The 26,297-nt window shown below is 60.8% G+C and carries 22 protein-coding genes; 18 read left to right on the top strand and 4 right to left on the bottom strand.

Features of this window, described 5'->3' with window-relative positions:
• Positions 1-48 precede the first annotated feature (48 nt).
• From accD to OP496_RS01515, 6 genes are all read left to right on the top strand, one after another.
• Positions 49-981: an acetyl-CoA carboxylase, carboxyltransferase subunit beta gene (accD, locus tag OP496_RS01540; RefSeq protein WP_280561573.1), complete on the top strand. Its 933-nt coding sequence runs from the start codon at positions 49-51 to the stop codon at positions 979-981.
• Positions 982-2,283 carry a bifunctional tetrahydrofolate synthase/dihydrofolate synthase gene (gene folC, locus OP496_RS01535; protein ID WP_280561570.1) on the top strand — a complete coding sequence of 434 codons (1,302 nt, stop codon included), beginning with the start codon at positions 982-984 and terminating at the stop codon, positions 2,281-2,283.
• Complete coding sequence (locus OP496_RS01530) at positions 2,280-2,939, top strand: SPOR domain-containing protein (RefSeq protein WP_280561569.1); 660 nt, start codon at positions 2,280-2,282, stop codon at positions 2,937-2,939. The genes folC and OP496_RS01530 overlap by 4 nt, the downstream gene beginning before the upstream one ends.
• Positions 2,939-3,535, top strand: coding sequence for a CvpA family protein (locus OP496_RS01525; protein ID WP_280561567.1), 597 nt, complete (start codon positions 2,939-2,941; stop codon positions 3,533-3,535). Before OP496_RS01530 ends, OP496_RS01525 begins: the two co-directional genes overlap by 1 nt.
• Positions 3,536-3,622: 87 nt before the next feature.
• Positions 3,623-5,140: an amidophosphoribosyltransferase gene (gene purF, locus OP496_RS01520; protein ID WP_280561565.1), complete on the top strand. Its 1,518-nt coding sequence runs from the start codon at positions 3,623-3,625 to the stop codon at positions 5,138-5,140.
• 11 nt (positions 5,141-5,151) lie between these two features.
• A complete protein-coding gene (locus OP496_RS01515) occupies positions 5,152-6,342 on the top strand; it encodes an O-succinylhomoserine sulfhydrylase (RefSeq protein ID WP_280561564.1) in 1,191 nt (396 codons plus the stop codon).
• A 91-nt stretch (positions 6,343-6,433) separates the two neighbouring features.
• Here OP496_RS01515 and rsgA read toward each other — a convergent pair whose 3' ends face one another.
• Entirely contained in the window at positions 6,434-7,465 is a 1,032-nt protein-coding gene (rsgA, locus tag OP496_RS01510) for a small ribosomal subunit biogenesis GTPase RsgA (protein ID WP_280561563.1), read from the bottom strand.
• Positions 7,466-7,566: 101 nt separating this feature from the next.
• Here rsgA and orn point away from each other — a divergent pair, with 101 nt between their 5' ends.
• On the top strand, positions 7,567-8,130 hold the full coding sequence (orn, locus tag OP496_RS01505; protein WP_280561562.1) for an oligoribonuclease: 564 nt from the start codon (positions 7,567-7,569) through the stop codon (positions 8,128-8,130).
• 12 nt (positions 8,131-8,142) lie between these two features.
• On the opposite strand, the gene queG is transcribed toward orn, so the two are convergent.
• Positions 8,143-9,243: a tRNA epoxyqueuosine(34) reductase QueG gene (gene queG, locus OP496_RS01500; protein WP_280561561.1), complete on the bottom strand. Its 1,101-nt coding sequence runs from the start codon at positions 9,241-9,243 to the stop codon at positions 8,143-8,145.
• Positions 9,244-9,336: 93 nt separating this feature from the next.
• Between queG and OP496_RS01495 the strand changes: the two genes are divergently transcribed.
• The 11 genes from OP496_RS01495 (at position 9,337) to OP496_RS01445 (ending at position 22,592) form a co-directional block, all read left to right on the top strand.
• Positions 9,337-10,845, top strand: coding sequence for an NAD(P)H-hydrate dehydratase (locus OP496_RS01495; RefSeq protein WP_280561560.1), 1,509 nt, complete (start codon positions 9,337-9,339; stop codon positions 10,843-10,845).
• 18 nt (positions 10,846-10,863) lie between these two features.
• Positions 10,864-11,343 carry a tRNA (adenosine(37)-N6)-threonylcarbamoyltransferase complex ATPase subunit type 1 TsaE gene (tsaE, locus tag OP496_RS01490; RefSeq protein ID WP_280561559.1) on the top strand — a complete coding sequence of 160 codons (480 nt, stop codon included), beginning with the start codon at positions 10,864-10,866 and terminating at the stop codon, positions 11,341-11,343.
• Positions 11,344-11,423: 80 nt separating this feature from the next.
• The gene (locus OP496_RS01485) at positions 11,424-12,833 is read left to right on the top strand and encodes an N-acetylmuramoyl-L-alanine amidase (RefSeq protein WP_280561890.1); all 1,410 of its coding nucleotides are present in this window, start codon (positions 11,424-11,426) and stop codon (positions 12,831-12,833) included.
• A gap of 45 nt (positions 12,834-12,878) precedes the next feature.
• Complete coding sequence (gene mutL, locus OP496_RS01480; RefSeq protein WP_280561888.1) at positions 12,879-14,819, top strand: DNA mismatch repair endonuclease MutL; 1,941 nt, start codon at positions 12,879-12,881, stop codon at positions 14,817-14,819.
• A gap of 29 nt (positions 14,820-14,848) precedes the next feature.
• Positions 14,849-15,787 carry a tRNA (adenosine(37)-N6)-dimethylallyltransferase MiaA gene (gene miaA / locus OP496_RS01475; protein ID WP_280561558.1) on the top strand — a complete coding sequence of 313 codons (939 nt, stop codon included), beginning with the start codon at positions 14,849-14,851 and terminating at the stop codon, positions 15,785-15,787.
• A 124-nt stretch (positions 15,788-15,911) separates the two neighbouring features.
• Positions 15,912-16,163: an RNA chaperone Hfq gene (hfq, locus tag OP496_RS01470; protein ID WP_280561557.1), complete on the top strand. Its 252-nt coding sequence runs from the start codon at positions 15,912-15,914 to the stop codon at positions 16,161-16,163.
• A gap of 14 nt (positions 16,164-16,177) precedes the next feature.
• The gene (gene hflX, locus OP496_RS01465) at positions 16,178-17,497 is read left to right on the top strand and encodes a ribosome rescue GTPase HflX (protein ID WP_280561556.1); all 1,320 of its coding nucleotides are present in this window, start codon (positions 16,178-16,180) and stop codon (positions 17,495-17,497) included.
• 61 nt (positions 17,498-17,558) lie between these two features.
• On the top strand, positions 17,559-18,932 hold the full coding sequence (gene hflK, locus OP496_RS01460) for an FtsH protease activity modulator HflK (protein WP_280561554.1): 1,374 nt from the start codon (positions 17,559-17,561) through the stop codon (positions 18,930-18,932).
• Positions 18,933-18,934: 2 nt separating this feature from the next.
• Entirely contained in the window at positions 18,935-19,828 is an 894-nt protein-coding gene (gene hflC, locus OP496_RS01455; protein WP_280561552.1) for a protease modulator HflC, read from the top strand.
• Between the two features lie 253 nt (positions 19,829-20,081).
• Positions 20,082-21,263 carry an ATP phosphoribosyltransferase regulatory subunit gene (locus tag OP496_RS01450; protein WP_280561551.1) on the top strand — a complete coding sequence of 394 codons (1,182 nt, stop codon included), beginning with the start codon at positions 20,082-20,084 and terminating at the stop codon, positions 21,261-21,263.
• Between the two features lie 33 nt (positions 21,264-21,296).
• Positions 21,297-22,592: an adenylosuccinate synthase gene (locus OP496_RS01445; RefSeq protein WP_280561550.1), complete on the top strand. Its 1,296-nt coding sequence runs from the start codon at positions 21,297-21,299 to the stop codon at positions 22,590-22,592.
• A gap of 168 nt (positions 22,593-22,760) precedes the next feature.
• Here OP496_RS01445 and OP496_RS01440 read toward each other — a convergent pair whose 3' ends face one another.
• A complete protein-coding gene (locus tag OP496_RS01440) occupies positions 22,761-24,356 on the bottom strand; it encodes a solute:sodium symporter family transporter (RefSeq protein WP_280561549.1) in 1,596 nt (531 codons plus the stop codon).
• A 200-nt stretch (positions 24,357-24,556) separates the two neighbouring features.
• A complete protein-coding gene (locus OP496_RS01435) occupies positions 24,557-26,086 on the bottom strand; it encodes a glucosyltransferase domain-containing protein (protein WP_280561548.1) in 1,530 nt (509 codons plus the stop codon).
• Positions 26,087-26,297: the final 211 nt, after the last annotated feature.

Raw genomic sequence — 26,297 nt, 5'->3', positions numbered from 1 at the left:
GATGTGGCTCGATGCGTCAGACAAGCAACACGGAAGCGTCTCGGAACCATGAGCTGGCTAGACAAAATTGTGCCGTCGATGAGCCGTACCCAGCGAACCGATCGCCGGAAAAGCGTGCCGGATGGCCTGTGGCGTAAGTGCCCCAATTGCGAGGCGGTGCTCTATCTTCCCGAGTTGGAGCGCCATCAAAGCGTGTGCCCCAAGTGCGATCACCATCTGCGCCTGACGGCACGCAAACGACTCAACTGGTTTCTGGATACGGAAGGTCGCGAGGAGATCGCCACCGACCTGCAACCCAGCGATCGACTCAAGTTCCGCGACTCCAAAAAGTACAAGGATCGTTTGGCGGCGGCCCAGAAAGCTACCGACGAAAACGATGCCTTGATTGCCATGCGCGGTAAGCTCGATGGCTTACCGGTGGTTGCGGTGGCGTTTGAATTCAGCTTCATGGGTGGTTCCATGGGGGCCGTGGTAGGCGAGAAGTTCGTGCGTGCCGCGACCCAGGCGCTGGAAGAAGGCGTACCGCTGGTCTGCTTCGCCGCATCTGGCGGTGCCCGCATGCAGGAGGCGCTTTTCTCGTTGATGCAGATGGCCAAGACATCTGCAGTCTTGGAAAAGCTCAAGCAGGCGGGCGTGCCCTACATGTCGGTGTTGACCGACCCTGTCTTCGGCGGAGTGTCCGCGTCACTGGCGATGCTGGGTGATCTCAATATCGCCGAGCCCAATGCCTTGATCGGGTTCGCTGGGCCGCGTGTCATTGAGCAGACCGTGCGCGAGCAATTGCCGGAAGGCTTCCAGCGCAGCGAATTCCTGCTCGAGCACGGCACCGTGGACATGATCGTGCATCGTCATGATATGCGTGAGCAGTTGGGCGGCGTCATGCGTAAGCTGACGCATCAGCCGCGTCTCGGCCAGGATAATCAGGCCGACGAAACGCCGACCCAGAGCACATTGGACGAGTTCTCCCAGGCCGATCACTGAATGTCTGACACGACCACTCTGGAGGCTTGGCTGGTGCATCTAGAGCGCCAGCACCCCGTGTCCATTGATCTAGGGCTCGAGCGGGTCAACACGGTCGCCGTTCGCCTGGGGCTTACGACCACCGCATTGGCGGGGCGCGTCATTACCGTGGCCGGCACCAACGGCAAGGGCTCGACTGTTGCCATGCTTGATGCGCTGGCACGTGAAAATGGCTGGCGCTGCGCCGCTTATACATCACCGCATCTAAAGCGCTACAACGAACGCCTGTGCTTCGATGGCCAAGAGGTCGATGATGTCATCTTGGTCGAGGCCTTCGAGGCCGTCGAAGCGGCGCGCTTTGTGAGTGAAGAGATCAGCCTCACCTACTTCGAAGTCAGCACTTTGGCCGCCTTGTGGTTGATTATGCACCAGCAACCCGATGTCGCGTTGCTCGAAGTGGGACTGGGTGGTCGGTTGGACGCGGTCAACGTCATCGATCCGGACGTGGCTGTGGTGACCACCGTGGCTCAAGATCACGCCGCCTTTCTTGGCACTCATCTCGAAACCATCGGCCAGGAAAAAGCCGGCATCATGCGTCCGGGTCGCCCGGCGGTACTGGGTAGTACCGCCCTGCCGGCGAGTGTGCGCCAGCATGCCGAGAGCCTGGCGGCGCCGGTATTCGCGCTGGGCGAGCGATTCGACTGGCAAGCCACAACCGATGGCTGGCAGTGGCAGGGTGAAACCGCCACCGGTGAGGCCCTGGCTCTGCGTGCGCTCCCCGATCCGAACCTGCCGTTGGACAATGCCGCGACGGCATTGCAGGCACTGACGCTGGCCGGCATTTCCCTCGAGAGATCGGCATGCCAGCGAGCTTTTGGCCGAGCCGTACTGCCTGGGCGGCTGCAATGGCAGGGCCCCTGGTGTCTGGATGTCGGCCATAATCCGCATGCCGCTGCCTATGTCGCTACTTCCTTGGCGCAGCGTCCGCTGCGCGGGCGGCGCTTTTGTCTGCTGGGAATGTTGGCCGACAAGGATGCCAAGGGTGTGATCGAGGCGCTGGCGCCTCAGATCGATGCCTGGGTGCCGGTATCGTTGAGTGGTGATCGCGCGCGCGAAGCCGAGCAGCTGGCCGCCTGCCTGGAGACGTGCGGCGCTCAGGTATTGCATTGTGCCGCGTCACCGGATGCTGGCGTACGTTGGTTGCACACCAATATGAATAATGGCGACGAAGTGCTTGTTTGCGGCTCGTTCTGGACCGTCGCCGAGGCTTTGACCACCCTTGAATCACTCGGGGTCGTGGCGAGCCCAAGGAGTGTGTCATGAAATATGGAATGCGTGAGCGCATCAGTGGCGCGATCATCCTCGTCGCGTTGGCAGTGATTTTCCTGCCTATGCTGCTCGATGAGCCGACTCCGCGAAGCGAGCGTCCCGAACCGGTACTAACCATCGAGCAGCCGATTCCCGTGGATCAGCGCGATGTCGACTCTCCTGAGCCGCCCGTCAATCTCGAGGAAGACGCGGACAGTGACAGGGTCGTCGAGCCGGCGACCGGGTCCCAGCTCGGTCAATCCGACGCCGATGCTTCTTCGCCAACCGCGTCTTCGCCGTCAGCGGCGTCCAATGACGGCGCAGCATCCGGTGAGACGGGGTCTGGGAGCGATGACCCCATTGCCGCCATTGCCGAACAGTCTGCATCGTCGCAAGCGCAAGGGGATACCGGTGGGTCGCCATCGACGTCCGAGGTGCAAGAAGGCTGGGCGGTCCAGGTCGGTAGCTTCGGGGAACCGGACAATGCCACACGGCTCGTCGAAAAGCTCACGTCACAAGGGTTCGATGCCTATCAACGTCCGCGGGACAATGATTTGACGACGGTCTACGTCGGTCCGTTTGGAACCTCTGATGCAGGTGAGCGCGTACGCACCGAACTCAAGGAAGACGCCAATATCCAAGGGCTCTTGATTCGCGTGCGGGAGGAGTAATGACGCTGACCTGGCTCGACTGGGCCTTTCTGGCGGTATTGACCGTCTCCATGCTGGCCGGTTTCATGCGCGGCCTGGTGCGCGAAGCATTGGGGCTAGCGGCTTGGGTGGCAGCATTACTGGGCGCGCGGATGTTCGCCCCGGCAGTAGCCGAGATGATGGCGCCCTATATCGATCATCCCGAGATTCGCCTGGTGCTGGGCTTCGTGCTGGTCATTTTCGTTATCGTCATGCTGTGCGGATTCTTGATCCGTATGATCAACGCCGCTATCGAATGGGTCGGCATGGGGTTTTTCAACCGTGTCGCCGGTGCGACGTTCGGTGCTGCGCGAGGCGCCTTGATCCTGGTGCTGGCGACGGTCATCTTGACGTTGACGCCCTTGTCGGGGATCGCCGCATGGCAGGATGCGCAACTGCGTCCTGCCTTCGAGCAATTGCGCGACTGGTCGGTGGACCGTCTGGAGGCGTGGGAAATCGACACCTCGGGTGCCGAACGTGCCTTGCGTGACACGGGGCGCGAGGCGGCCGGCCAAGTATTGGAAACGTCGCCCGAGGCACCTGCATCGAACGCGTCATCTGAAACGCAGGCGCCCTGAAGGCGCCTTGATACATGACAGGCTTCAACCGCGAACGGCGTTCTTACATGCCGTTCGCTACTCTCATGGCAAGCGAGGAAAGGCACAATGTGCGGTATCGTGGGCCTCATGGCCAATCAGGCGGTCAATCAGTCGCTGTATGACGCGCTGACAGTGCTCCAACACCGTGGCCAGGATGCCGCCGGGATGATGACATGGCATGAGGGGCGCTTTCTGCTGCGCAAGAGCAATGGCCTGGTGCGTGATGTGTTCCATACGCGCCACATGACGCGCCTGCGCGGTAATATGGGCATTGGGCATATTCGTTACCCGACTGCCGGCTCGTCGAGCGAAGCGGAGTCGCAGCCATTTTATGTCAACTCGCCCTATGGCATTTCGCTGGCGCATAATGGCAATCTGACCAATTCCGAACAGCTCAAACGTGAGCTTTTCTTTTCCGATCTGCGCCACATCAATACCAGCTCCGACTCTGAAGTCCTGCTCAACGTGTTCGCGCACGAGCTGGGCAAGCAAGGGCACGATCTCTCCCCAGATGACATTTTCGATGCCGTACGTCGCGTTCATCGTCGCTGTCAGGGCGCTTATGCGGCGGTTGCGTTCATCAATGGCTTTGGCATGGTGGCGTTTCGTGATCCTCACGGGATTCGGCCGGTGGTCTACGGTACCCGCGACACGGAAGAAGGGCAGGAGGTGATGATTGCCTCTGAGTCGGTGGCGCTGGATGTCGGTGGCTTCGAGCTGTGTCGCGATCTGGCACCGGGCGAGGCGATCTTCATCGAAACCGAGGGCAATCGAGTGCACACCCAGCAGTGTGCTGACCGCCCACAGCTGACGCCGTGTATCTTTGAACATGTCTATCTGGCGCGCCCCGACTCGATCCTCGATGGCGCCTATGTCTATGGCACGCGCATGGAAATGGGGCGCAAGCTGGGCGATCGCATCCAGCGTGACTGGCCGGAACATGACATCGACGTAGTGATTCCGATCCCCGATACCTCGCGAACCTCGGCGCTGGAAATGGCGCAGCATCTGGGCGTGACGTACCGCGAAGGCTTCATGAAGAATCGCTATATCGGGCGGACCTTTATCATGCCGGGGCAGACGCAGCGCAAGAAATCGGTGCGTCAGAAGCTCAATGCCATCGACGTCGAGTTCGCCGGCAAGAACGTGCTACTGGTCGACGATTCCATCGTGCGCGGTACCACGTGTAAACAGATCATCCAGATGGCCCGTGAGGCAGGAGCGCGCAAGGTCTATTTCGCCTCCGCCGCGCCGCCGGTGCGTTATCCCAATGTTTACGGCATCGACATGCCGGTGGCATCGGAATTGATCGCACATGGCCGCAGTGAAGAGGAAGTCGGGGAGCTGATTGGCGCCGATCGTATCGTCTATCAGAAACTCGAGGACCTCAAGGCGGCATGTCGCGACGTCAATCCTTCGCTCGAGGAGTTCGATTGCTCGGTGTTCGATGGCGAGTACGTGACCGGCGATATCGATGCCGCCTATCTGGCCGATCTCGAGGCCGCGCGTAGCGACATGGCCAAACATCAGGACAATACGGTGCATGCCGTGGTCGACCTGCATAACGATGTCGAAGAAGACTGAGGAGGTGGGACATGCATGAGGATCATGACGACGCCTTCGCGCTCGACACGCTGGCGATCCGTGCCGGCCACGACCGCACGCACGAGCAGGAACATGGCGAGCCGATCTTCCCCACGTCGAGCTTCGTCTACGGCAGCGCCGCCGAGGCGGCGCGCAAGTTCTCCGGCGAAGAACCGGGCAACATCTATTCGCGTTTCACCAACCCCACGGTGCACACCTTCGAGAAACGCCTGGCGGCGCTTGAAGGCGGTGAGCGTTGCGTGGCGACCAGTTCCGGCATGGCGGCGATTCTCGCCACGGCGCTGGCGTTCTTGCAGGCCGGTGATGAAATCGTCGCCTCGCGTTCATTGTTTGGTTCCACGGTCAGCCTGTTCGACAAGTATCTCGGCAAGCTGGGGATCGTGACCCGCTACGTGGAACTGGGCGACCTGGATGCCTGGCAGGCCGCGATTACGCCGCAGACGCGCTTATTGTTCGCCGAGACGCCTTCCAATCCGCTGTCCGAGGTGGTGGATATCGCCGCATTGGCTGACTTGGCGCATCGCCATGACGCCTGGCTCGCCATCGACAACTGTTTTTTGACCCCGGTCTTGCAGCGTCCGCTCGACCTGGGCGCCGATCTGGTGATCCACTCGGCGACCAAGTACCTGGATGGTCAAGGGCGGGCCATCGGTGGTGCCGTGGTGGGGCCCGAGGAAATGCTCAAGGAATTGGTGGGCGTCGTGCGCACCTGTGGCCCGTGCATGAGTCCTTTCAATGCGTGGATCTTCCTCAAGGGGCTGGAAACGCTGGGGCTGCGCATGAAGGCGCATTGTGAGAATACTCTGGCCCTGGCGGAGTGGCTGGAGGTGCAGCCGGAAATCGCCCACGTGCATTACAGCGGTCTGGAAAGTCACCCGCAGCATGCGCTGGCCAAGCAGCAGCAACGCGGCTTCGGCGCCGTGCTGGGCGTTGAGGTGAAAGGCGGTCGCGACGGTGCCTGGGCACTCATCGATCATTCTCGCCTGATGTCGATCACCGGCAACCTGGGTGATGTGAAAACGACCGTCACGCATCCGGCGACGACGACCCACGCACGCTTGGGCGATGAGCAGAAGGTCGCTGCGGGGATTAGTGAAGGTTTGGTGCGCATCGCCGTGGGCCTGGAAGCGCTGGATGATCTCAAGCGCGATATCCGCCGCGGACTCGATACGCTTGGCTGAGCTGCATCCAGGTTTGTCGATTCACTAGGTAACGTCGTATGCATGACGCCTCGCCCCTTTTGGGGGCGAGGCGTTCTTCATGAGGCGTTCTTCATGGAGAGCGGTCGAGTTCCAGGCTATCGACGATGTGTCGGTAGCTATCGAACCGTGAAGCGAGAATATCGCCGCGTTCCACGGCTTCACGCAAGGCACATCCCGGCTCCTGGCGATGATGACAATCGCGGAAACGGCAGTGGCCCAGGTAGGGCTGAAATTCGATGAACCCGCGTTCCACGTCGCGCTCGTCAAGATGGCTGAGTCCGAATTCGCGAATGCCCGGCGAGTCGATCAGTTCGCCGCCCGCCGGTAGATGATAGAGCGTGGCCGTGGTCGTGGTGTGTGTGCCCTTGCGTGAATCTACCGAGAGTGCACCGACGCGCAGTTGCCTATCGGGCAGCAGGCGGTCGATCAAGGATGACTTGCCAACCCCGCTCTGGCCCACGAACACTGAGGTACGTTCGGTGAGACAGGCATGCAGGGTCTCGAGACCGTCCTCGCACTGCGTGGAGGCGCTGACCACGCGATATCCTAGCCCGCGATAGCGTGCCAGCAACGTGCGCAATTCACCGCCCTCGTCGGGCAGCAGATCGGTCTTGTTGAGCACCAGCACCGGGGCAATACTAGTGGCCTCGGCGGCGACGAGATAGCGATCGATGAGATTGGGGTGGGGAGCGGGCTCCACGGCGAAGACGATCAGGATCTGCGCGATATTGGCGGCCACGGGCTTGAGCTGGCCACGCGCGTCGGGACGCTCGAGCACGCTATGACGCGGCTGGCGCGCCACGACCACGCCACTGCCGTCGCTCGCTGTACGCCATACCACGTTGTCGCCGGTGACCAGGCCCTCGAGGTTGGCGCGCAGATGGCAACGGTGACGCTGAAGACCGCCGTGTTCGCCCTCGGCCTCCACTTCCAGCGTGCGTCCGAAATGTGCGGTGACACGTCCCAAGAGCTCAGGGCCATAATCGCCGGCCTCGAGTGCGGTGTCGTCGCGCTGGGTTCGGCGTTGGGCACGCTCGGCGCGCTGGGCTTGAATCTTTTCGACCCGCCAACGTTGCTGGCGGCTGAGTTTGCGTTTGCTCATGCGCTCTCGGGACAGGGTACAATGGCAGTCATTATAGCGTTCATAGCGCCATGCTGTCCCTAGGCCTGGGCTTAGGCAATGGCGCCCCGATGGAGACCCCTATGGCAAGTGACACACCGCAAGCTCCGCGTAACGACCTGCTGATCTGGATCGACCTGGAAATGACCGGGCTCGACCCTGCTCGTGAGCGCATCATCGAGGTGGCAACTTTGATCACCGATAGCGATCTGAACCTGATTGCCGAAGGGCCGGTGCTCGCGGTGCATCAGCCGGACAATCTGCTCGACGCGATGGACGAGTGGAATACACGCACGCATGGCGACTCGGGGCTGACGCAACGCGTCCGCGAGAGTCGCATCGATACCGCCGAGGCCGAGCGCCAGACGCTGGCGTTTCTCAAGGCGTATGTGACGCCCAACAGCTCACCCATGTGCGGCAACAGCGTGCACCAGGATCGTCGTTTCATGCGGCGGGAAATGCCCGAACTGGCCGAGTTCTTCCACTACCGCAATCTCGATGTGTCGACGCTCAAGGAACTGGCCAAACGCTGGAACCCGCAGGCCCTGGCAGGCTTCGAGAAGCACAATACGCACCAGGCGCTGGATGACATCCGCGAATCGCTGGCCGAGCTGGCGCATTATCGCAAGACATTTCTGCGCGTCTGAGCAGGCTGCTAGCTAGACCTCGACCTGACTGACGATCAATTGCTCGCGCTTTTGGCGCTGCTGCTCGAGTCCCCAGCGCACGTGTTCGCGGACCAGATCGGAAGGGTAGGCCAGGCGCGCACGCAAGGCGCCCTCGACGCGCTCGCTCCAGGGTGCGTTGCCCAGACCGACGGCCAGATTGCGCAGCCAGCGCTCATAGCCGATGCGACGAATCGCGCTACCTTCGGTGCGCATCAGGAACTCTTCCTCGCTCCAGGCGAAGAGTCGGATCAGTGAGGCGCGGTCGAGGTCATGGCGTGGCGCGAAGTCTTCTTCCTGCGAGGCGCGCGTGAAACTTGTAAAGGGACACACCAGTTGGCAGTCGTCGCAGCCGTAGACTCGGTTGCCCATCGCTTTGCGGTATTCTTCGGGAATCGAACCGGCGAGCTCGATGGTTAGATACGAGATGCAGCGCCGCGAGTCGATGACCTTGTCGTCGACAATGGCGCCTGTCGGACAAGCCGTCTGACAGCGTGAGCACTTCCCGCAATGCTCGCTCTCGAAGGGAGCGTCCATCGGTAGCGGCAGGTCGGTGTATAGCTCGCCGAGAAAGAACAGTGAACCGGCCTGGGGGTTGAGCAGCATGGCATTCTTGCCGAACCAGCCGAGGCCGGCTTTCTGCGCCAGGGCACGTTCCATGACCGGGGCCGAATCGACGAAGGCCCGGTAGCCGTACGCGCCGACTTCGTCCTCTATGTATTTGGCCAGGGTGGCTAGACGCTTACGAATCAGCTTGTGGTAATCGCGTCCCAGCGCATAGCGTGAAACATAGGCGCGCTCGGGTTGTCCGAGCACCTTGGTGGTTTCCACCTCGGGGGGCAGGTAGTCCATGCGCACGCTGATGACGCGCATGGTGCCGGGTATGAGTTCTTCAGGCCGCGTGCGCTTGTGGCCGTGTTTGGCCATGAAGTGCATTTCGCCGTGGTAGCCGGCCGCGAGCCAACGCTCGAGATAGCGCTCATGCGCCTCGAGGTCGGTGTCGGTGATGCCGACCTGCTGGAAGCCGAGTTCGCGTCCCCACGTATGGATGCGGTCGGCCAGCGCGGCGTAATCGATGGGCGAAGATGAGGACATGACGAGACCCTCGTGAAGCGAGGGCGCCACCCTAGCGCAATCGTTACGTGGAATAAATGCTTGTCGTCGGCGAGCAGGAGACAGGAGAGAGTCATGATAACGACATGCAGAGCGCCGCATCCCTTGTATGGTGCCGATCAGGTTCAGGCGCTGGACCGGCGCCTCATGGCCGAGGGGGTGGCTGGGTTCGAATTGATGCAGTGCGCCGCGCAGGCAGCTTATGCTGCCCTGCGCTCGCGCTGGCCGGAAGCGCATCGTTTGAGCATCTTGTGTGGCAGTGGCAATAACGCCGGCGATGGCTATGTGATGGCGGCGCTGGCGGCGGGCGACGGCCTCGACGTGCAGCTCATCGCCTTGCGCGATTCCGCGACGCTGAGCGGCGACGCGGCGCGTGCTTACGAAATGGCCTGGCAGGCGGGGCTGGATGTCATCGAATGGCGGCCCGAGACGGTGATCAACGGCGATGTTGTGATCGACGCGCTATTGGGAACCGGCGCGACCGGTGAGGTACGCGAACCGCTGCGTAGTGCCATCGAGACGCTCAATGCATCGCCACGTCCGGTACTAGCGGTGGATGTGCCTTCGGGGCTATCGGCACAGACCGGGAGTATCGGTGGTGTGGCGGTAAAAGCCAGTCTGACCGTCACCTTCATCGCCGATAAATTTGGCTTGCATACTGGCGCTAGCGCGGATCATGTCGGCGAGCTGCATGTCGAGACGCTTGGAATAACGCCTCAAGGACATGATGATCTCGTGCCACTGGGCGAGCTACAGGCGGCCGACATGCTGCAACAGGCTTTCCCGCCTCGGCCACGAGGTAGCCACAAGGGCGACTTGGGGCATGTGCTGATGATCGGCGGTAGCGCCGGTTTTGGGGGCGCGGCGTTGATGGCCAGCGAGGCCGCGCTGCGTAGCGGGGCGGGAAAGGTCAGTTTGGCGACCGATACCTCGCATGTTGCGGCAAGCCTGGTGCGCAGCCCGGAGGTCATGGCGCGTGGCGTGGAAAAGGCCGAAGATATCCGCGAGCTGCTCGACCAAGCCAATGCCTTGGTGGTCGGACCGGGTCTCGGGCGTCAGGCTTGGGGGCACGCACTGTGGCAAGCGGCGCTCGCCGCAGGCGTACCCAGCGTGCTCGACGCTGATGCACTCAACTGGTTGGCCGAAGAAGCGACCAAACGCCGAGATGACTGGGTACTGACCCCGCATCCCGGTGAAGCCGCACGTTTGCTGGGAGTGTCCGGCGCCGAGATTCAGGCCGACCGGCGTGCGGCGGCATTGGCGTTGCATGAGCGCTATGGCGGGAGTGTGGTGCTCAAAGGGGCGGGTACCCTGGTCGCCGACGTGAACGGCATCGCCGTGTGTCCGTACGGTAATCCCGGGATGGCGAGTGGCGGAATGGGCGATGTGCTCGCCGGGATCATCGGGGCGTTGTTGGCACAGGGCCATACATCGGGCGAAGCGGCGCGGCATGGTGTTCTGCTGCATGCCCTGGCCGCTGATGCGGCGGCGCAAGATGGGGGCGAGCGTGGTCTGGTTGCCACGGATCTGGCATCCTATGTGCGCGCGATTGCCAATCCACGCCCCTTTGATGCCCAGCGATAACGCGAGATACCACGAGAGATGCAACGCTTTCTGCCCAACGAAACAGCTCATGTCGCTTTCGGTGAAGCGCTAGGGCATGCCCTGAATGGTCACGGCCAAGTACACCTCGAGGGTGAGTTGGGTGCCGGCAAGACGACGCTGACGCGCGGCATCTTGCGTGCTTATGGCCACGAGGGGGCCGTCAAGAGCCCCACTTATACATTGGTAGAGCCATACATGCTGGACGGGCGTTGTCTCTATCATTTCGATCTCTACCGGTTGGGCGATCCCGAAGAGCTCGAATTCATGGGCGCACGCGATATGCTTGGTGAGGACGGCTTGAGCCTCATCGAATGGCCTTCCCGAGGCACTGGATGGCTGCCTCGGGCCGATCTCGTGGTACGCCTGGCCCTGGAAGGCGAAGGCCGCCACGTCACGCTCGAAGGGCTTACCTCGCATGGCCAGGCCGTCACCGCCGCACTAAACGCCACTCGTCAGGACAAGGAAGACGACGCTTGATGCCGTTTTATGAAAAGCCCTGGCAGACGCGATGCCATGTGAATGCCGTCCGGCATCTCATCAGCCTTGTCGTGCTGGTGATGCTCGCGATATGGCATGTGGTGCCTGCGCAGGCCGCCGACGTCGACAATATCCGTCTCTGGGCGGCGCCCGATCATGTGCGCGTGGTCTTCGATTTGTCCGACGAAGTGGAAAGCTCCGTGTTCAAGCTCGACGGTCCACGCCGACTGGTCGTTGATTTGAAAGATACGCAACTGGCCTTCGACCCGGACGATGTCGATCCGGGAGACAGTGCGATAGATGCGTTGCGCACCGGGAGGCGCAATGGCGATGACCTGCGTGTGGTCTTCGATCTCAATCGGAAGATAGAGCCCCACCACTTCTTGTTGCCGCCCACCGATCAGTATGGCTATCGCCTCGTGGTCGATCTCGACTACCCGGGCGAGGGCGCTCTGGACGAGCCCGTCGATCCCATTGCGGCCATGATCCGCGACCAGGAGATGGATGCCGAGCGAGAGCTGAGGCAGGCCGAGGCCGAAGGGAGGTCGCCCAGCGCGGCGTTGGCCAAGCGCGACAGCCAGGCGAAACCTCATCCCAAGCGCGATATCATCGTGGCCGTTGATCCCGGTCACGGGGGCGAGGACCCGGGCGCGACCGGGCCGAGCGGCACACGCGAGAAGGATGTCGTATTGGCCATTGCACGCAAGGTCAAGGCACACTTTGATGCCACGCCAGGCTTCAAGGCCTTCTTGACACGCGACAGCGATTACTATGTGGGCCTTCGCAAGAGGACGTTGCTGGCACGCGAGCAGAAAGCCGATTTCTTCGTCTCGGTGCACGCTGATGCCGTCAAGAGCCGAGGGCCCACTGGCAGCTCCGTCTATGCGTTGTCCAAGAATGGGGCTACCTCGGAGAGTGCGCGGTGGCTGGCCGAGACAGAAAACCGTTCCGACCTGATTGGCGGTGTCGATGGTAATCTCGATCTATCTGACAAGGACGAGGTGCTGCGCGGTGTATTGCTCGACTTGACCATGACCGCGACGATGAATGATTCACTAAGTGTCGGCGGACAGGTGCTCGATAAACTGGGGCGTATCAATCATCTGCATCGCTCGCAAGTCGAGCAGGCGGGCTTCGTGGTGCTAAAATCACCTGATATCCCGTCATTGCTGGTCGAAACCGGGTTTATCTCCAATCCAAGCGAAGAAAAGAAGCTGCGCTCGTCGGCGTTTCAAGAGCAGGTTGCGGATGCCATCGGCGATGGCATCATCGCGCATTTTCGCCACCATCCACCGCCCAGCAGCCTGTTGGCCTGGCAGCGTGACCAAGGGCGTGGCGGTGGGCCCGGCGAATATCGCGTGCAAAAGGGCGATACCTTGTCTCAGGTGGCGGCACGTCATGATGTGACGATGTTGGCTCTCAAGCGGGCCAATGATCTTAGCGGCGATATCCTGCGCGTGGGTCAAGTGTTGAAGATACCTCATTCGTGAGCGTGGACATGACGTGCCTCCTATGCGCGAGGCATAATGGTGATTATGACTGAATCCCGACGCATTCATATCCTTGACCCCCGGCTCTCCAACCAGATTGCGGCCGGCGAGGTCGTCGAGCGACCGGCTTCGGTATTGAAGGAGCTGGCCGAGAACGCCATCGATGCCGGCAGCCAGCGCATCGAAATTGATCTCGAGGCCGGCGGCGCTCGCTTGATTCGGGTGCGTGACGATGGGCGGGGCATCGCCGAGGAAGATCTACCGCTGGCGCTGTCGCGGCATGCCACCAGCAAAATCGCCTCACTGGACGATCTCGAAGGCGTGGATAGCCTCGGCTTTCGCGGCGAGGCACTGGCCTCGATCAGCTCGGTCTCGCGGCTCGAGTTGGTGTCCAATACGCAGGATGAGCCGAGCGAGGGCTGGCGCGTGGTCGCCGAAGGTCGCCAGATGGAGCCCCGGGTAAGTCCTGCGCCACATCCGCGTGGTAGCTCGGTCGTGGTGCGCGACCTGTTCTTCAACACCCCTGCGCGCCGCAAGTTTCTGCGTACCGAGAAGACAGAGTTCGGCCATGTCGAAGAGACGTTTCGGCGGCTGGTGCTATCACGCTACGATATCGCCTGGGTGCTGCGCCACAATCAGAAGGTCGTGCATCAGTTGCGAGCGGGCGATGAGCCGGCGGCGATGGAGAAGCGCGTCGGGGCGTTACTGGGTCGCAATTTCCTCGAGAATGCTTTGCACGTGGATATCGAGGCGACTGGTTTGCGCCTGTGGGGCTGGGTCGGGCTGCCGACGCATTCCCGGGCGCAGGCGGACCAGCAGTACTTCTTCGTCAATGGCCGCGTGGTGCGTGATCGTCTGGTCGCTCATGCCGTGCGTCAGGCCTATCGCGATGTGCTGTTTCACGGTCGTCACCCGGTTTTCGTGCTCTATCTGGAGCTCGATCCGCACGTGGTCGATGTCAACGTGCATCCCACCAAGCATGAAGTCCGCTTTCGTGATGGGCGCTTGGTGCACGATTTCCTGTTTTCGAGCCTGCACCGTGCGCTGGCCGATGTTCGTCCCAACGAGGCCGCCTCGCCAGACGCGACTACTTCGCCAGGCGCGGTCACCGCGAGCGCTGGAGCCGAAGCGCCGGCATCGGGAGCATCGGCGGCTGCGGTCGACGAGCAGCCGCGCTGGCAACAGCAGGGCATGGCGCTCGGCGCCGATCAGGAACGTCCCGCGGCCCATCGCGTGCGCGAGTTCATGGCCGGTTACCAGGCACTGCATCCCGAGCATGAAGAACAGCTGCTGACGCCGCAGTCGCAGCGCACCGAGCCCGAGGTGCCGGCGACACATGAGCCCGACGTCCAGGCGCGGGTGATGCCCGAGGCCGATGCGACCCAAGCACCGCCATTGGGGTATGCGGTGGCGCAGTTGCATGGTGTCTATATCCTCTCGCAGACTGCACGTGGACTGGTCGTGGTCGACATGCATGCCGCGCACGAGCGCATTACCTACGAGCGCATGAAGCAGCAAGTGCATGGTGATGGGCAGGCCCTGGGGCAGTTGCAGACACAGCCGCTGTTGGTGCCGATATCGCTGGCGGTCAGCACGCGCGAGGTGGAAACCGCCGAGCGCGAGCATGAGACGTTCGAGCGCCTGGGCGTGGAGCTGGACGTCGCCGGTCCGGAAACACTCCTCGTGCGCCGGGTGCCTGTGCTGCTCGACGATGCCGATGTCGAATCGCTGATTCATGGCATGCTGGGTGATCTTGAGCGTTTCGGGCAGTCGGACAGAGTCGAAGCGCATATCAATGAATTGCTTGCTAGCATGTCTTGCCATGGCAGCGTGCGGGCCAATCGCCGGCTGACAGTGCCCGAGATGAATGCCTTGCTACGCGACATGGAACGTACTGAGCGTAGCGGGCAGTGCAATCATGGGCGACCGACCTGGACCGAGATGTCGATGCACGAGCTCGATAAGCTCTTCCTTCGTGGCCAGTAAGTGGTCATTGACCGTTTTCAGGATTTTCGATGAACGATACGCGGCCACTGGCCATCCTCTTGATGGGCCCGACGGCGGCCGGCAAGACCGATTCGGCCATCGCCTTGCGCGAGCGCCTGGGTGGCGAACTGATCAGTGTCGACTCGGCGATGATCTATCGCGGCATGGACATCGGTACCGCGAAACCTTCGGCGGAGGAGTTGGCGCGTGCACCGCATCGTCTGATCGACATTCGCGATCCCGCCGACACGTACTCCGCCGCTGAATTCCGCGAGGACGCCTTGGCTGAAATGCGCGACATCTCGTCGCAGGGGCGTATACCCATCCTCGTGGGTGGCACCATGATGTACATCAAGCGTTTGATCGATGGCGTAGCGGAACTGCCTGCTCGCGACGTTGCGTTGCGTGATGAGCTGGCCCTGCGTGCCGAGCGCGAAGGGCTGGAGGTGCTGCATGCAGAGCTCGCGCAGGTCGACCCGATTGCCGCAAGCGCTATCCACCCGCACAACCGGCAGCGCCTGTTGCGGGCGCTAGAGGTATATCGCCTCACCGGTCGGGCACTAGGCGAACTCTGGGCCGAGCAGCCCCGTGAAACCTTTCCCTGGCGTCTCGTGTCCATAGCGCTGGCGCCTACCGAACGCCGGGTGCTGCATGAACGTATCGCGCAGCGCTTCGAAGGCATGTTGGCGGGAGGTTTCCGCGAGGAAGTCGCCGCTCTCAGGGCGCGTGGCGATTTGCATCGCGGGTTCCCCGCAATTCGCTGTGTCGGCTACCGTCAGATGTGGGAGCATCTGGATGGCGAGACCGATGAGATCACGATGCGCGAACGAGGCATGGCAGCGACGCGGCAACTCGCCAAGCGCCAGTTGACCTGGCTGCGCAATTGGCAGGGCGTGCGGTGGGTCGATAGCGAGTCAAGCGATATTCACGAGCAGGTATTGAAAATCGTGCGCGGAAGCGGCACTTAGCGTAAGATGACCGGTCACGACAACGCCTGGCGAGTAGCGCCGCGAACGGCGGTGGCAACGCGAATGGCGGCTGTGACCCTTCGAAAACGACCATAAACCACAGCGAGAAGTTAGGGAGAGCAAAATGTCCAAAGGACAGTCCCTTCAAGATCCGTACTTGAACATTCTGCGCAAGGAGCGCATTCCGGTCTCCATCTTTTTGGTGAACGGTATTAAATTGCAGGGGCAGGTCGAGTCTTTCGATCAATTCGTCATCCTGCTGCGCAATACCGTCAGCCAGATGGTGTACAAGCACGCCATTTCCACTGTCGTGCCATCCCGCAGCGTGCGTCTTCCCGTCCAGGATCCGAATGCTCCGGCGGAAGAAGACGTTTGATCGAGAGGCGCTGATTGTTTTTCGAACGTCCCGACGCCGGTGAAACGGCGGTTCTCGTCCATGTGGATTTCCACGACGAACAGGAGCGTGAAGACCCGGGAGAATTCCTGGAGCTGGTGCGTTCCTCGGGTGTGACACCGGCGACCCTCATCGAGGGTAGCCGGCGTCGCCCCGATCCCAAGACATTTATCGGCAGCGGCAAGCTGGAGGAGATTCGCGAGATACGCGAACTGCACGGCGCCGAAGTCGTCATGTTCAACCATGCCTTGTCGCCTTCGCAGGAGCGCAATCTGGAGCGCGCCCTGAAAAGTCGCGTGCTGGATCGCATAGGTTTGATTCTGGATATATTCGCGCAACGCGCGCGTACGCATGAAGGTAAGCTTCAGGTCGAGTTGGCACAGCTGGAGTACATGTCGACGCGCCTGGTGCGTGGCTGGACCCACCTGGAGCGCCAGAGGGGCGGGATCGGATTGCGCGGCCCGGGGGAAACGCAGCTCGAGACCGACCGCCGCTTGTTGGGTGGGCGTATCAAGGCGATTCACAAGCGGTTGGAGAAAGTTCGCACACAGCGCGATCAGAATCGCCGTGCGCGGGCGCGTGCTGAGATCCCCAGCGTTTCCCTGGTGGGTTATACCAATGCCGGCAAGTCGACGCTTTTCAATGGCTTGACCCAGTCAGATGTGTACGCCGCCGACCAGCTTTTCGCCACGCTCGACCCGACGCTGCGTCGTATCGATGTAGAAGATGTCGGGCCGGTGGTCATGGCTGATACCGTGGGTTTCATCCGCCATCTGCCGCACAAGCTTGTGGAGGCATTCCGTGCCACCTTGCAAGAAGCGACAGAAGCCTCGTTGTTGGTACATATCATCGATGCGGCTGATCCGGATCGCGATTTCAACGCGGCGCAGGTCGATGAAGTGCTCGAAGAAATCGGGGCCTCCGAGGTGCCGCAGCTGCTGGTCATGAACAAGATCGACATATTGGACAGCGCCCCACGTCTTGAGCGTGACGGACACGGGCGTCCGCAGATCGTGTGGCTATCGGCGCGTGATGCACGTGGCTTTGAGTTGCTGCATCAAGCACTCGGCGAGCTGCTGGCTGGAGAGCTACTCGAGACGAGTCTGACGCTGGAGCCCGATCAGGGAAGATTGCGGGCATCGCTGCATGCGTTGAATGCCGTGCAGCAAGAACAATTTGACGAGCAGGGCCGAATCCTGCTGGATATCCGTCTGCCCAGACGCGATTTCTTTCAGTTGATGGCCCGTCTCGGCGAGAAGGCAGCACATTATTTGCCGCCGGGAGTCCTCGATCGCCCGGAATGGGAGCGCCATTGACAGTGCCCGTCACTGGTGTCCCTGGCGAGATGCATCGCAATCAATGCAGTGGAGAAAACGTATGGCTTGGAACGAGCCTGGTGGTGGAAATCAGCAAGACCCGTGGAGCGGCGGCGGTGGCCGTCGCGGCAGCGGTAACGGTGGGGGCAATGGTGGTAACAACCAAGGTCCACCGGATCTCGACGAGGTGCTGAAGAAGTTTCAGGACAAGCTTAGGCGCTTGATGGGTAAGCGCGGCAAGCGTGGCAGCGATGGCAACAACAGTGGATCGGGCGGCAAGGGGAATCCCTTCATACTGCCGGGTGTGCTGGTGATCATCGTATTGGTCATCTGGGCCGGGTCCGGCTTCTATGTGATCGATCAGTCTGAACGCGGTGTGGTGCTGCGCTTCGGCAAGTATCACGATACGGTGAATCCCGGTCTGCACTGGAGCCCGACTTTCGTCGATCAAGTGACGAGGGTGAACGTTACTGAGGTGCGTTCGTTCCGGCAGGATGCCTCGATGCTGACGAGCGACACCAATATCGTGACGGTGCGTCTCTCCGCTCAGTATCAGGTCGCCAATCCTCGCGATTATGTTCTGAACGTGCGTGATCCCGAACAGAGTCTGCACAACGCGCTCGACTCTACGTTGCGTCATGTCGTGGGTGCGAGTGGCATGCAGAACGTATTGACCAGTACCACTGAGGTCAAAGAAGTCAAACAGATTGATGAAGACGGTCAGGTGCCGGATATGCCGGAAACCGTGGAGGATCCCAGCGAATTGCCGGTGGTCACCATGACGCCGCCGGTCCCGGATTCTTTGCTCAGTGGTCGTGAGGAGCTTGGTCCCGAGGTTGCCAAGCGGCTTCAGGAATCGCTGGATGCCTATGGGCTAGGGTTACGTTTGCAGACCGTCAACTTGGAAAGCACTCAGGCACCGGAGCAGGTTCAAGATGCCGTGGATGACGTGATTCGCTCACGAGAAGATCGCCAGCGCTTGATCAACGAAGCTCGGGCCTACGAGAACGCTCTGCAGCCCCGCACCGAAGGGGAAGCGCAGCGCTTTATCGAGGAAGCCACTGGTTATCGTAATACCGTGGTATCGGATGCCGAAGGTGAGACCAGCCGCTTCCTGGCCGTATTGGGCGAATACCAGCAGGCGCCGGACGTGACACGTCAACGTCTCTACCTGGATACGGTGAGCGAGGTGTTGGGTAACAACCGCAAGGCATTGATCGATGTTGGTTCTCAGAACAACTCGATGATTTATCTACCGCTCGATCAGCTGGGTAAGCCTCGCGCCGACGGTAGTGGTAGCGGTAGCGACGCTGACTCGCCAGATATACGTGAACTTGAGTCGGTCTCCCAGCAGGTTCAAAACGAACCACTTTCTGGTAGCGACAATAGCAGTGGTCAGCGCCAGTCGAGCGGAATTTCGCGGGAGGGTCGTTAATCATGGTCAACAATCGTGCCTTGGGTATCGTCGCATTGCTGGCCGTAGGAGCCTGGATCGCCAGTTCCAGCCTGTATGTGGTGACGGAGAAACAGCGTGCCATCAAGTTACGCTTCGGTGAGGTAGTACAGGCCGATATCGAACCTGGCCTGCATGTGAAGTGGCCGGTGCTCAACACCGTGCGCTTCTTCGATGCGCGCGTGCAGATGCTGGAAAGCACCGAAAGTCGCTTCCTGACAGCACGTCGCAATGCCTTGATCGTCGACTCCTACGTCAAGTGGCAGGTCGTCGATCCCAGCCTGTATTATCAGTCCACACGAGGTGAGGTATCGCGTGCCGAGGACCTCATTGCACCGCGCGTCGATGAAAGCTTGCGCAATGCCTTCGGTAGCCGCGAAGTGGACAAGATCATCAGCGAAGAACGTAACGAGATGCTCGAGGAGCCTCAGAAGCAGTTGGATAAACGACTGCGCGAGGAAGTGGGCGTCTCGATATTGGATATTCGCCTCAAGCGTGTCGAACTGCCTCAGGAAGTTCAGCAGGCGGTTTTCCAGCGTATGCGCACCGAGCGTAATGCCGAAGCGCGTCAGTATCGCGCCCAGGGGCAGGAGCAGGCCGAGCGCATTCGCGCCCGCGCCGATCGTGAGCGTCAGGTGACGCTAGCTAACGCTCGCCAGAAGGCCGAGACACTGCGTGGTGAAGGCGATGCCAAGGCGGCAGAGATCTACGCCAATGCTTATCAGCAGGATGAAGACTTCTTTGAGTTCTATCGTTCCCTGCAGGCGTATCGGAACAGCTTCGACAAGGGCGACGATATGTTGTTGTTGAGCCCGGATAGCGAGTTCTTCCGTTATTTCCGGTCGCCGAACGGCGAGGCGAGTAGCAACGGCGAATAAGTCACGATCTGGCCTCCGGGGGAACTGCTGTTCGGGGTACATCCGTCCGGGGTACATCCGGAGGCCAAACGTGATAGACTCTTGACACCGGGCGTTGCCCGGTTTTTTTGTGGCCTGTCAGCGGATATGGATGCCTCTACGGCAATTCGCGACGGGTTCGGTATGCGACTCCGACATGACGTGTCAGCGTTCGTGTCGTCTCGCCCTCAGCCGACGATGCCAATACGCCACTCATTTCTGGCAGGACCGAAAAATGACCATCGCTGACCGCTGGCTGCTTCCCGACGGCATGGATGAAGTACTTCCGCCTCAGGCGACGCGCATGGAACAACTGCGTCGTGCGTTGCTCGATCTCTATGATCGCTGGGGCTATGACCTGGTGATTCCTCCGACGGTCGAGTTTCTCGATTCGCTTTTGACTGGCACGGGGACCGATCTCGATCTGCAGACGTTCAAGCTGACCGACCAGCTCTCCGGACGGATGATGGGCGCCAGCGCGGATGTGACGCCGCAGGTGGCGCGTATGGATGCGCATTCATTGAAGCGCAATGGGCCGGCACGACTTTGCTATTGCTCGACCGTGTTGCGTGCCAAGGCCGATCAACACCAGGGAGGGCGCAGCCCGACTCAGGTGGGGGTGGAGCTTTTCGGCCATGCGGGGTTGGATGCAGATATTGAGGTCTTGCGGCTGGCGCTCACGGGGCTGGAAGTCGCTGGGGCGGGCGAGACTCACCTGGCGCTCAGCCATATCGGTATCTATCGTGCCTTGGTGCACGCGTCGGCATTGAATGCGGAAAGCGAGTATGCGCTTTTCGAAGCCATCGAGCGCAAGGCCTTCAACGACGTCGATGCCTTGGTCGCGCGGGATGTGCGTGACCCCGCGCTGGCCGAGATGCTGCAAACATTGCCGCGTCTTTACGGGGGCCAGGAAATGCTTGACCAGGCCCGCGAGGTCTTTGCGGGGGCACCTCCTGCAGTCGCGGCGGCACTGGATGAGCTTCAGGCGTTGTGCCGTGCCGTCACGGACAATCATCCACAGGCCGAGGTGTATATCGACCTGGCCGAGTTACGCGGGTATCAATACCACACGGGGATGGTGTTTGCGGCTTATGTGCCGGGTTACGGTCAGGCTTTGGCCAAGGGTGGTCGCTACGACGACACAGGACGCGCCTTCGGTCGGGCGCGCCCGGCGACGGGGTTTTCCATGGATCTCAAGCTGTTGGCCTCGCTCACCGAGAGCGGCCCGCGCGGTGATGCCATCTGGGCGCCTGCCGATGATCGTGCCACGCTCACCCAGGCTGTTGCGCATCTGCGTGCCGCTGGTGAGCGCGTCATTCAGGCATTGCCAGGGCAGCGTGTGGGGCCTCGTGAACAGCGTTGTGATCGGCAGCTAGTGGAAACCAACGGCGAATGGCGGGTCGAACCGCTCGCGTAAATCGGCGGATCCTTTGATCGAGAGACGAAAGCAATGGGCAAGAACGTAGTCGTATTGGGCACCCAGTGGGGTGACGAAGGCAAGGGCAAGGTTGTCGACCTGTTGACGGAATCCGCCGCCACGGTGGTCCGCTTTCAGGGAGGACACAATGCCGGCCATACGCTTGTGATCGATGGCGAGAAAACCGTCCTGCACCTGATCCCCTCCGGGGTGTTGCGTGCCGATAAAACCTGTGTGATCGGCAATGGGGTAGTGCTTTCGCCGGAAGCGCTGATGGAAGAAATCCGCGAGCTGGAAGCCAAGGGCGTTCCGGCGCGTGAGCGCCTGCGTCTGTCGCCAGCCTGCCCGCTGATTCTGCCGTATCACGTGCGTCTCGATCAGGCGCGCGAAAAAGCGCGTGGTGTTGCCAAGATCGGCACGACCGGCCGAGGAATCGGGCCGGCCTACGAGGACAAGGTCGCGCGGCGTGGGCTGCGTCTCGGCGATATCCTGCACCGCGAGCGTTTCGCGTCGAAGCTGGGTGAGGTGCTCGACTACCACAATTTTGTGTTGACGCAGTATCACAACGAGCCACCGGTGGACTTTCAGCAGGTACTCGACCAGGCAATGGCAATGGCCGAGGAACTGCGCCCGATGGTCTGCGATACCGTGTCGCTGGTACATCGGATGCGTAAGGACGGCGACAATATCCTGTTCGAAGGGGCACAGGGGTCGTTGCTGGATATCGACCACGGCACTTACCCGTATGTGACCAGCTCCAATACCACGGCAGGCGGTACGGCGACGGGCTCGGGCGTAGGACCGCTATATCTTGATTACGTGCTGGGGATTACCAAGGCCTACACCACGCGTGTCGGGTCGGGGCCGTTTCCCACCGAGATCTTCGACGAATTCGGCCGCCACTTGGCGGAGAAAGGTCATGAGTTCGGTGCCACGACGGGCCGCGCGCGACGCTGTGGCTGGTTCGATGCCGTAGCGCTACGCCACGCGGTACAGATCAATTCGGTCTCCGGGCTCTGTCTGACCAAGCTAGATGTGCTCGATGGCCTGGAAAACATTCGGGTTTGCGTGGGGTATCGCAGCAAGGATGGCGCCACTATCGATAACCCCGTCGACTCCGAAGGCTATGAGGTCATCGAACCGCTTTATCAGGACCTACCCGGCTGGAGTGAGTCGACGTTGGGGATCAAGCGCATCGAGGACCTGCCCAATAATGCACGCGCTTATATCAGCTTTCTCGAGGAACAGACGGGAGTGCCGATCGATATCATTTCGACGGGGCCTGATCGCAACGAGACCATCGTGCTGCGCAACCCGTTCTCTGACTAGACCTGGGGCGTTGGTCAGCCTCATGTGAGTGGCGCTCGATCGGCTTCAATACCGATCGGGCGTTTTCATGACGGCGCTACGTTTTGGAGGATGCTGTTGTCCCTCGGCCATGAAAAGGCCCGCGCTCATCAATCAACGGCGCGGGCCTTTTGCGTGATGCCGGATCGTCTAGCCGGCAAATGCAGCATAGATGGCAATGACGCACAGGACGAGCACCAAGCCGACGGGCCAGGCGCCTTTCCAGGGCGTCAGATCGACTTCACCCGCATCCTGGTGCACCCACTTGGTTTCGCGTGGGCAGACCTTGCCGATGATCAGCATGATGGCGATCAGCAGCACGAAGACGCCTGCGACGAAATGGTACTGACTCGTGACGTCGAGAATCTTGTTGAAGGGCGGTATGAAATACCCTGCGGCTATCAACAAGCAGCCTGCGACCAAGACTATCTTGGCGGCAATCGCGGGAACGCGCTTGGTGAGCAGCCCCACTAGGACCACGGCCAGGATGGGAATGAAGTAAATGGCGTTCATCGTCTGCAAGTAGCCGAACAGGCTTTCCTGACCCGCGAGAAGCGGCGCGATGACCATGGCGGCAATGGCCATGATCCAGCCGAAGATCTTACCTGATTTAACCACCTGCGCTTCCGTTGCATCTTTCTTGATGACGCCTTTGTAGATGCCCAGGCTAAACAGCGTCGTGGTGCTGTTGAGCGCCGAGTTGAACGACGACAAGATGGCGCCGACCATCACGGCAGCGAAAAAGCCGGTCAGGTAAGGAGGCAGGACGTCGAATACCAGGTGGCCGTAGGCTTCATCGGCCTTGACGCCCTGGTCGGCATACATGTGGTACGCGATGATGCCCGGAAGTACGAGGTACAGAGGGCCGAGGAGCTTGAAGAAACCGGTCAACAGAACGCCTTTCTGGCCTTCGGCAAGGGTCTTGGCACCGAAGGTGCGCTGAATGATCTGCTGGTTGGTGGTCCAGTAGAACAGGTTGATCAGGAAGACGCCGGTGAAAAGCGTGGCGAACGGTACGGCCTGATCCTCGCGCCCCATCGAATTGAACATTTCGGGGTGTTGTTCGTTGAGGATATCCCAGCCGGCCAGGATGCCTCCGCCATCGCTGACGGCATTGAGCGCGAAGAACACGATCAAGAGACCGCCGATGAGAAGCCCGACCCCATTGAGTGTATCGGAGACGGCCACCGTCCGCAGCCCCCCGAAGAGCGCATACACGGCGCCGATCAGGCCCACGATCCATACGGTCGCCCACAGCAGGAAGCTGCTCGATTCGATGCCTGTCAGGCCCGGGAGGTCGAGCATACCTTGCAAGCCGATCGCCCCGGAGTACAGCACGATAGGAAGCAGGATCACCGCATAGGCGATCAGGAAGATGATGTTACAGATCAATTGCGTGCCGTGATCGAAGCGGATCTCCAGCAATTGCGGCACCGTTGCGATCCCGCTACGCAGGAAGCGGGGCAGAAAGAAGAGTGCCAGCAGCACCAGGGCAACGACCGCAACGACCTCCCATGCCATGACACTCAGGCCATCGGTGAAGGCGGAGCCGTTGAGCCCCACCATTTGTTCGGTGGAGAGGTTGGTCATCAACAGTGAGCCGGCGATCAGCGGAAAGGTCAGGCTACGGCCGGCCAAGAAATAGCCGCGGGTGCTGCGTAGGTCGTCTCGGCGCGTGATCAGCCAGGTGATCAGTGCGACGAGTCCCGTGAAGAACAAAAACGAGATCAGCGTCAGGGCATGCATGGAATGGGCATCCTTGGACTTTCATGGATCATGGCCGTGTCGAGTGAAGGCCGTCGACATGCACTTGGCATATCGTCAGTCTTCACGCGCACGGGCGCGTCGATAACATTACATCGTGAGGACGAATTTTAGCCGGCGAACAGTAAACTACCATCCTCCATTTGTCTGACATTGCTCAAGCAATGTCTGTGTAACTCGACTCATGAGTCGCGAGTCTCCTGGCGACAGGCTCCGTCCAGGGACACGAAGATTGCGTCTTGCCATTGGTACAGCGTGTACCAGCCACGTTCGAGAAGAGGCTCGAGGGCGGTGCAGTGGTTGGCGAAAGCGTCGCGCAGCGCCTGATCGCCATTGAACTCGTAACGTTGGGGTAAGCCTAGGCGGTAGAGGTTTTGATATCCCCACCAGTAGTCATTGTCGAGATAGCTTCCCATGAGCTTCTTGAGTACGGGGAATGCATGCACGGTGTTGTCGGCGCTGTTACTGAGCGGGAGAGTGCCGAAGACGACGAGGGGACCTTTCGCCTCGAGTCGTCGCAGGTCGTCGACCAGCTGGCGCGACACGCTTTCCTCGAACGCTTGCTGGCTGCCCTGAGCATTGCCATAGGCATAGGCGATTACCGTGGCGCCTCCCAGCACGAGAATGAGGATTGACACGCCTAAGCGGCGCCATCCGTAGTGCTCACAAGTAGCCACTGCACAGAACAGTGAGCCGGCGCACAAGGCGCCGAACCCGATGAAGGTGCGCGGACGCCAGAGAGGGTCTTCCAGCGCCGCCATGATACCCAGCGCGCCAAGCGGTAGCAGCAGCAAGATGACCAACATGAGCAAGAGCCGCCATGGACATGCAAGGGGGCGCTTGGCCTGTGCAGGACGGAGGGTGCCCAGGATCAGACCGGTCAGTGCGATCAGGGCCGTGGCTGATAGGCCCCATCCAGGCGCGCCAGCGAGTGTCCTGGCCGCATAGCGCCAGAAGGTCAGGGTGTTGTCCAAGATATGCATGGGCAATGTCGCTGGAGCGGCTATCTGGCTATGTGACAGGCTATAACCGCCAGCCAGCCACCAACCCGAGATTATCTTGTACCCTAGGAGCGTGACAGCGCCAGCGGCTAGTACGCCGGCATGGCGTCGCCATTGCAGCGTGCCATGAGTGGCCAGGTGGAGCAGCATATGAAACGCGAGTAATACGAAGTAAACGCTCACGGCCGCCTGGTAGAAGCATAGACTGGTGAATAAGCCGATGACTGATAGCATGATGCCCTTGCCTGGTGACGCTTTTAGGCCGACAGCGAGGGCTAGACCGGCGCAACTGACGGCAAGCGCCATGGGCAAAGCATCGAACTGATAGGAAAGGTTCTGCAAGAAGAAGGGTTGCAGCACCAACAGCATCATCGCAAGCCAGGCATGGCCGTCGCTAAATTCTACAAAGGCCTGACGTAGCGCAACGAGCATGGTCGCGACGCTGGCCAATCCCAGCCATAAAGGAAGTGGAGCCAGCTCGACGACACGCGAGCCCTGATTGAGCGCGAGCATGACGACATCGGCAAGAGGGCGCGCATTCGAGGTCCAGCCAGGTTCGCCATGCATGCTGCGCCAGATATCGTCGCGATAGAGGCGATCGGCGGCCACGATCGGATAAGTGGCCAGCACAAGACCAATGAAGGCTCCCATCCATTGCCAGCAATCGGGTCTCGACGTGCGTGAGGGAGTCGGAATTGACGGTAACGGCATCAGGTTCCCTTCGTTGGTGTGGAGAAAGCGTGGATGAACGCAATGTGACGACAACGCGGCTGGTGGGCTCCCTTCATGCCCTGCGTGATGCTAAGCTCTTGTATCGGGAGCATGGAGGTCTTCTCGTCTCATCAATCTGCGTCGCCTCTGAAACTTTCATCTGTGTTGGGTGTATTGCATACACTCTAGTGTGTTCAGCCGAAGAATGTGA

Origin of the sequence: Chromohalobacter sp. 48-RD10, assembly GCF_029889785.1 — a bacterium.
GTDB lineage: Bacteria > Pseudomonadota > Gammaproteobacteria > Pseudomonadales > Halomonadaceae > Chromohalobacter.
Note: the sequence above shows the minus strand (reverse complement) of the source record. Positions and strands in the feature narration are given on the sequence as shown.

What these genes read in the sequence shown, in the direction of transcription:
- OP496_RS01495 (WP_280561560.1), top strand. Translation starts at nt 9,337, where the DNA reads ATGATAACGACATGCAGAGCGCCGCATCCCTTGTATGGTGCCGATCAG.
- hflC (WP_280561552.1), top strand. Translation starts at nt 18,935, where the DNA reads ATGGTCAACAATCGTGCCTTGGGTATCGTCGCATTGCTGGCCGTAGGA.
- queG (WP_280561561.1), bottom strand. Translation starts at nt 9,243, where the DNA reads ATGTCCTCATCTTCGCCCATCGATTACGCCGCGCTGGCCGACCGCATC.
- OP496_RS01450 (WP_280561551.1), top strand. Translation starts at nt 20,082, where the DNA reads ATGACCATCGCTGACCGCTGGCTGCTTCCCGACGGCATGGATGAAGTA.
- OP496_RS01515 (WP_280561564.1), top strand. Translation starts at nt 5,152, where the DNA reads ATGCATGAGGATCATGACGACGCCTTCGCGCTCGACACGCTGGCGATC.
- OP496_RS01440 (WP_280561549.1), bottom strand. Translation starts at nt 24,356, where the DNA reads ATGCATGCCCTGACGCTGATCTCGTTTTTGTTCTTCACGGGACTCGTC.
- folC (WP_280561570.1), top strand. Translation starts at nt 982, where the DNA reads ATGTCTGACACGACCACTCTGGAGGCTTGGCTGGTGCATCTAGAGCGC.
- OP496_RS01445 (WP_280561550.1), top strand. Translation starts at nt 21,297, where the DNA reads ATGGGCAAGAACGTAGTCGTATTGGGCACCCAGTGGGGTGACGAAGGC.
- OP496_RS01485 (WP_280561890.1), top strand. Translation starts at nt 11,424, where the DNA reads ATGCTCGCGATATGGCATGTGGTGCCTGCGCAGGCCGCCGACGTCGAC.
- miaA (WP_280561558.1), top strand. Translation starts at nt 14,849, where the DNA reads ATGAACGATACGCGGCCACTGGCCATCCTCTTGATGGGCCCGACGGCG.
- purF (WP_280561565.1), top strand. Translation starts at nt 3,623, where the DNA reads ATGTGCGGTATCGTGGGCCTCATGGCCAATCAGGCGGTCAATCAGTCG.
- OP496_RS01525 (WP_280561567.1), top strand. Translation starts at nt 2,939, where the DNA reads ATGACGCTGACCTGGCTCGACTGGGCCTTTCTGGCGGTATTGACCGTC.
- hflK (WP_280561554.1), top strand. Translation starts at nt 17,559, where the DNA reads ATGGCTTGGAACGAGCCTGGTGGTGGAAATCAGCAAGACCCGTGGAGC.
- accD (WP_280561573.1), top strand. Translation starts at nt 49, where the DNA reads ATGAGCTGGCTAGACAAAATTGTGCCGTCGATGAGCCGTACCCAGCGA.
- orn (WP_280561562.1), top strand. Translation starts at nt 7,567, where the DNA reads ATGGCAAGTGACACACCGCAAGCTCCGCGTAACGACCTGCTGATCTGG.
- hfq (WP_280561557.1), top strand. Translation starts at nt 15,912, where the DNA reads ATGTCCAAAGGACAGTCCCTTCAAGATCCGTACTTGAACATTCTGCGC.
- OP496_RS01530 (WP_280561569.1), top strand. Translation starts at nt 2,280, where the DNA reads ATGAAATATGGAATGCGTGAGCGCATCAGTGGCGCGATCATCCTCGTC.
- rsgA (WP_280561563.1), bottom strand. Translation starts at nt 7,465, where the DNA reads ATGAGCAAACGCAAACTCAGCCGCCAGCAACGTTGGCGGGTCGAAAAG.
- OP496_RS01435 (WP_280561548.1), bottom strand. Translation starts at nt 26,086, where the DNA reads ATGCCGTTACCGTCAATTCCGACTCCCTCACGCACGTCGAGACCCGAT.
- mutL (WP_280561888.1), top strand. Translation starts at nt 12,879, where the DNA reads ATGACTGAATCCCGACGCATTCATATCCTTGACCCCCGGCTCTCCAAC.
- tsaE (WP_280561559.1), top strand. Translation starts at nt 10,864, where the DNA reads ATGCAACGCTTTCTGCCCAACGAAACAGCTCATGTCGCTTTCGGTGAA.